At 43.3% G+C, this 1,481-nt stretch carries 1 protein-coding gene; it reads left to right on the plus strand.

The annotated features are described in order from the left end of the window. Positions 1–1,400: C-type lectin domain-containing protein (locus F6K22_RS40750; protein WP_293110847.1), on the plus strand; the 1,400-nt coding region annotated here is incomplete at its 5' end. Positions 1,401–1,481: the final 81 nt, after the last annotated feature.

Genomic DNA, 1,481 nt, shown 5'->3' on the forward strand with positions numbered 1-1,481 from the left:
CGGCATCTCTAGAAAATCTCCGACAACAGCAGGAGTTAGAAATTCGGGAACAACTCAATAGTAATGATGAGCGGTTAGAGGCGCTCAACCGTCAATTAGAAACTGAGACGGCAGCAGAAAAGGCGGTGAATAAGGATACGGTCTTAGCTTATGCTGAACTGAATGACCAAGTGCGGGAAGATTTGACGGCAAGTGCGACTCAGTGGGTGAGTCAATTATTGGAAGGTCATCAGCAAACCAAAGAAATTGGGGAAAGTCAACAAAATCTGTCTCAGTCGGTTGATGATTTGATTCAGTATATTGAGGATAATTTGGCTGATGTGGATGGCGAGCGCGACCGGAATCTGGCAGACTTGCGAGATGCGATTACGACTTTGGGTGTGGTTGCCCCTCGTCGGGATGAGTTGGTGACTGGGGAAACTACTCTGAAGCAGGAGATTGAGAAGCTGAAACAGTGGATCGAACAGGATGCTAAGTTGTGGTCAGAAATTGCCCCTATTGTGGAACGTTTTGAAGCTGAGTCTCAGGAGTTGGCAGAATATCAACCGCAGTCTGAGTTGATAGGAGAGGCACGGGAAATTCTCGGTTCGTTCTTTGAGCTTGAGCGACAAAAAGAAGAACGACTGAAACTATCTGAAGATTATGATTATTTTGAAAATCCCGATAATAGTAGTCGCTACTTCTTCACTGAACCTAAAAATTGGCAAGCTGCTCAAGAGGAAGCGCAAAAGGTAGGAGGCAATCTGGTTACGATTCGGAATCAACAAGAACAAGATTTTCTGAGGCAGAACGTAGGAGGTCAAGGAGTCTGGATTGGACTTAACGATATAGAACGGGAAGGTCATTGGCGCTGGGCTAGTGGCGAGCCGATTACATATACACATTTTTATCCTGGCGAACCTAATAATCGAAAAGGAAGAGAAGATGTAGTAGAGTTTAACCATCCTAGGTCTAGTTCAGGTCTATGGAATGATACTACAAATTCCCCTAGACGTGGCTTGGTAGAAGTTACTGTCAAAGACTTAGAGGAACAACAACAAGAAATTCTCGACAATTTGGTTAAGTGGGCAGAAGATAATAATGCTCTCGACCAAATATCTGAAATTGCTCGTCAAATTCTGGATGAGGTTCTAGACAAACCTCATTATAAAGAAAAACTGGAAAACTTAAGTCACCATCTGGACGAATACAACCGCCTCAAAACCGACCAACTGGCAGAGTCAGCTAAAGCTACTGAGTTACGTCAAGGATGGGAAGAGGCAGTTAACTTTGACCCGGAAAAAATTGTCCACACTGAGTTCGATAATAAACTCGTTGAATCTGTCCGCGCCCATGACAACTCTACTTATAACCGCTATTCGACTGATGGTGGAAAAAGGAGGCAATGTATACAGGTTTAGTGGATCGAATTGTACTGTTGGAATAGGTTTGTTAGAATTTCCAAATTTGCAGATTCGCGATAAAATGATGGATAAAATTGA

The organism is Okeania sp. SIO2F4, from assembly GCF_010672385.1.
In the GTDB taxonomy this organism is placed as follows: domain Bacteria; phylum Cyanobacteriota; class Cyanobacteriia; order Cyanobacteriales; family Microcoleaceae; genus Trichodesmium.